Source organism: Streptomyces sp. 13-12-16 (genome assembly GCF_002114215.1).
Classification (GTDB): domain Bacteria; phylum Actinomycetota; class Actinomycetes; order Streptomycetales; family Streptomycetaceae; genus Streptomyces.
The window spans coordinates 1-4,429 of sequence record NZ_NCTE01000770.1 but is presented as its reverse complement, the minus strand read 5'-3'; the positions used below and the strand labels follow the sequence as shown (position 1 = coordinate 4,429).

Genomic DNA, 4,429 nt, shown 5'->3' with positions numbered 1-4,429 from the left:
CGGCTGGGCCGGGAGCCGGCACGGGCCGCCCGCCGCTTCGTGCGCGGCCGCCCCCGGCTGGCCGACGCGGCCCGGCGCACCCTGACGGGGCTGGGCCGGCTGCGCGAACGCTGACCGCGTCCGGCGTACGCCGACATCGGTACGCGGGGTTACTCCCGCCGTCGGATGTCCGCGCCGCCCGGGCCCGGCACCGTGGGACGGGTGAAACTCAGCCGCCCCGCACGCCGGGCCCACCTCGTCGTCCACGTCCTCGCCTCCGCCTGCTGGCTCGGACTCACCGTCGGACTGCTCGCGCTCGGTGTCACCGCGAACACCACCGGGTCCGCGGCCGTGGTGGAGGCGTCCGTCCGGGCCATGAAGCTCTTCGCGGACCTGCTCATGCTGCCGGTCGCCTTCCTGACCCTCCTCAGCGGTCTCGTCCTGTCCCTGGGCACGCCCTGGGGACTGGCGAGGCACCGCTGGGTGTGGACGAAGTTCTGGCTGACCCTGGCCACGACCACCGCCACGGCCTTCGCGCTGCGGCCGGGCGTGAACGCCGCCGCGGCGGCCGTGTCCGCCGGGCACCCCCTGCCCGACGGGGGCGACGTCCTCATGGGGCCGGTCGTCTCCCTGACCGCCTACGTCTTCATGACGGTGATCTCGGTCCTCAAGCCATGGGGACCGACCCGCCGCGGCCGACGCCTCCGCGCGGCCGCGCGGAGGCGGGGGACGGCCGAACCGGCACGCCCGTGATCACGGGCACGTCACAGGGTGCGCTCCAGCCGGTCCGCCATCAGCCGCACGAAGCGCGCCGGGTCCTTCGGCCGGCCTCCCTCCGCCAGCACGGCCAAGGAGTAGAGGAGTTCGGTGGTGTCGGTGAGGTCCGAGCGGTCCTCGCGCTCCCCGTACGCCTCGTTCAGGCCCTTCACCAGCGCGTGATCCGGGTTGAGTTCGAGGATGCGCTTGGTGCGCGGCACCTCCTGGCCCATGGCCCGGTACATGTTCTCCAGCGCCGGCGTGAGATCGTTCGCGTCGGCGACGAGACAGGCCGGGGACACCGTCAGCCGCGTGGACAGCCGCACCTCCTTGACGTCCTCCTCCAGCCGCTCCCGCATCCAGTCGAGCAGACCCGCGTACTCCTCGGCCTGCTGCTCCCGCTCGTCCTCGCTCCTGTCGTCCTCCCGCGCACCGAGGTCGACCTCGCCCTTGGCGATCGACCGCAGCCGCTTGCCCTCGTACTCGCCCACGGCGTCGACCCACATCTCGTCGACGGGATCGGTGAGCAGCAGTACCTCGATGCCGCGCTCCCGGAACGCCTCCATGTGCGGGGAGTTGTCGATGCTCTCCCGGGACTCGCCGGTGATGAACCAGATGTCGTCCTGTCCCTCCGGCATCCGCTCCACGTACTGCTTCAGCGTGGTCGTGCCGTCGTCCCCGTGCGTGGTCGCGAACGAGGTCACCGCGAGGAGGGCGTCACGGTTGTCGGGGTCGGTGACCAGGCCCTCCTTCAGCACGGCGCCGAACTCCCGCCAGAACGTGGCGTACCGCTCGGCGTCACCGGTCATCATGCTCTTGACCGACGCCAGCACCTTCTTGGTGAGCCGGCGCTGCATCATCCGGATGTGCCGGTCCTGCTGGAGGATCTCGCGGGACACGTTCAGCGAGAGGTCCTGCGCGTCGACCACGCCCTTGACGAACCGCAGGTACGACGGCAGCAGCGCCTCGCAGTCGTCCATGATGAAGACGCGCTTCACGTACAGCTGCAGCCCGTGCCTGAAGTTCTGGGTGAACAGGTCGTGCGGGGCGTGCGACGGGACGAACAGCAGGGCCTGGTACTCGAAGGTGCCCTCGGCCTGCAGCTGGATGGTCTGGAGCGGTTCGCGCCAGTCGTGGCCGATGTGCTTGTACAGCTCGTGGTACTCCTCCTCCGACACCTCCTCGCGCGAACGCGCCCACAGGGCCTTCATCGAGTTCAGCGTCTCGGGCCCGGCCGCCTCGCCGTCCCCGCCCGTCTCCCCGACGAGCCTGACCGGCCAGGTGATGAAGTCCGAGTAGCGCTTGACGATCTCCTTGATCTTCCACACCGAGGTGTAGTCGTGCAGCTGGTTGTCGGGGTCGGCCGGCTTGAGGTGCAGGGTGACCGAGGTGCCCTGCGGCGCGTCGTCGACCCGCTCCAGGGTGTACGTGCCCTCGCCGCGCGACGTCCACCGGGTGCCCTGTCCCTCGCCCGCGCGCCGGGTGAGCAGGGTGACCTCGTCCGCGACCATGAAGCCCGAGTAGAAGCCGACGCCGAACTGGCCGATCAGCCCTTCCGTCCCGGCCCCGTCCTGCGCCTCTTTCAGCTCCCGCAGGAACTGGGCGGTGCCCGAGTTGGCGATCGTGCCGATGAGCTGCCCGACCTCGTCGTACGACATGCCGACGCCGTTGTCCCGCACGGTGAGGGTGCGGGCGTCCTTGTCGATCTCGAGCTCGATGTGCAGGTCGGAGACGTCGGCGTCGAGGGAGTCGTCCCGCAGCTTGGCCAGACGCAGCTTGTCGAGCGCGTCGGAGGCGTTGGAGACGAGTTCACGGAGGAAGACGTCCTTGTTCGAGTAGACCGAGTGGATCATCAGCTGGAGCAGCTGACGGGCCTCTACCTGGAACTCAAACGTTTCGGTCGGCATGATGCGTGACTACCTCACTGATCCAAGGATCACCGGATACTGGCGCGATCACTTTAGTAAAAGAGAGCGTCAGCCGGGCGTGCCCGCCGCCGAGTCCAGGAGGGGGCCCAGTTCGCGGGAGACCGTCGTCAGGGGTCGGACGTCCCGCTCGGCGCGGGCCATCAGGATCGCCCCCTCCAGAGAGCTGATCATCAGGGTGGCGAGGGGCCGGGCGCGTTCGGCGGGGACGCCCATGTCCGCCAGGGCCAGGGCCACCGCACCGGTCCACTCGGCGAAGGCGGCCGACACGGCCTCACGGGTCGACGCGGTGGACTCGGCGCGGTCCACCGTGGCGGCGGCGACCGGACAGCCGCCGCCGAAGCCCCGGCTCTCGTACTCGTCGGTCCACTGCCGGACCATCTGTGCGAACAGCCCGCCGGGCGTCGGCTCGGGCAGCGCGGCGAGGAACCGGGCGACGCGCCGGGCCGCGTACCGGCCCGCCCACCCCACCGCCTCGTTGACGAGCTGCTCCTTGCCGCCCGGGAAGTAGTGCTGGAGCGATCCGCGCGGAGCGTCCGCGTGCGCGGCGACCTCGCGCATCCCCGTCGAGGCGACCCCGTCGCGCCGGATGAGCTGGGCCGCGCTGAAGACCATCCGCTCCCGTGGTCCCCGTCCGGACTCCGCCATCCCCGACCTCCCGCGATTTCCCTCCCTCCACCCTATGACGGCTGTCATGACGGCGGCTACTATGACAGTGGTCATAGAGCAGGTGCCGTGTGAGCGCGGCCCGGGAACGGCGGTGCGTCGTGCGCGTGGGTTTCATCGGACTCGGAGTCATGGGCCGGCCCATGGCGCTCAACCTCGCCCGCGCCGGAACGCCCCTCGTCGTCTGGAACCGCACCCCCGCCCGGTGCGCACCGCTGCGTGACGCCGGAGCCGAGGTCGCCGGAAGCGCCGGCGAGGTGTTCCGCCGGGCCGGCACCGTGTTCCTCGTGCTGGCCGACGAGGCGGCCGTCGACACGGTGCTGGGGCGCGGCACCCCGGACTTCGCCGCCCGCGTCGCCGGACGCACCGTCGTCCACATGGGCACGACCTCGCCGGAGTACTCGGCCGCCCTGGAGGACGCCGTCCGCGAGGCGGGCGGCGTCTACGTCGAGGCCCCGGTCTCCGGCTCCCGGGTCCCGGCGGAACAGGGGCGACTGGTCGCGATGCTGGCGGGCGACGCCTCCGCCGTGGCGGCCGTACGGCCCCTGCTCACCCCGATGTGCCGCGAGACGTTCGACTGCGGCGCGGTGCCGGGCGCGCTGCTGATGAAGCTCTCGGTGAACCTGTTCCTGATCACCCAGGTCACCGGACTGGCAGAGGCGTTCCACTTCGCCGACCGGCACGGGCTCGACCGCCGCCGTTTCCTCGACGTCCTGGACGCCGGTCCGATGGCCAGCGCCGTCTCCCGGATGAAGGCGCCCAAACTGCTCGCCCGTGACTTCGCGGTCCAGGCCGCCGCCGCGGACGTGCTGAAGAACAACCGCCTGATCGCCCGGGCCGCCCGCAAGGCCGGCCTGGCCTCCCCGCTCCTCGACGTCTGCCACGCCCTCTTCGACGAGACCGTGGCCGGCGGCCACGGCGGCGAGGACATGGTGGCCGTCCTGCGCGCACTGGAGACCAGGACCGACGGCACCCCGGCGGGCTGAGTCACCTCGGTCCGCCGTGCCTGGCGGGCGCGGCACCGGCCGCCGTGGGCGTCTCCCGCCCCGCGCGGGAGCCGACGGCGCACCGACACGGAGGCGACGGGCACCCCGCCCGGGGGC

The 4,429-nt window shown here is 71.8% G+C and carries 4 protein-coding genes; 2 read left to right on the top strand and 2 right to left on the bottom strand.

The window, feature by feature from the left end:
• Nucleotides 1-165 precede the first annotated feature (165 nt).
• Entirely contained in the window at nt 166-732 is a 567-nt protein-coding gene (locus tag B7767_RS28335; protein WP_179167320.1) for a DUF2269 family protein, read from the top strand.
• An 11-nt stretch (nt 733-743) separates the two neighbouring features.
• On the opposite strand, the gene htpG is transcribed toward B7767_RS28335, so the two are convergent.
• Nucleotides 744-2,642: a molecular chaperone HtpG gene (gene htpG, locus B7767_RS28330; RefSeq protein WP_085574649.1), complete on the bottom strand. Its 1,899-nt coding sequence runs from the start codon at nt 2,640-2,642 to the stop codon at nt 744-746.
• Nucleotides 2,643-2,711: 69 nt separating this feature from the next.
• Entirely contained in the window at nt 2,712-3,308 is a 597-nt protein-coding gene (locus tag B7767_RS28325) for a TetR/AcrR family transcriptional regulator (RefSeq protein WP_085574648.1), read from the bottom strand.
• A 119-nt stretch (nt 3,309-3,427) separates the two neighbouring features.
• On the opposite strand from B7767_RS28325, the gene B7767_RS28320 reads away from it, so the two are divergent.
• Nucleotides 3,428-4,312 carry an NAD(P)-dependent oxidoreductase gene (locus B7767_RS28320; RefSeq protein ID WP_085574650.1) on the top strand — a complete coding sequence of 295 codons (885 nt, stop codon included), beginning with the start codon at nt 3,428-3,430 and terminating at the stop codon, nt 4,310-4,312.
• Nucleotides 4,313-4,429: the final 117 nt, after the last annotated feature.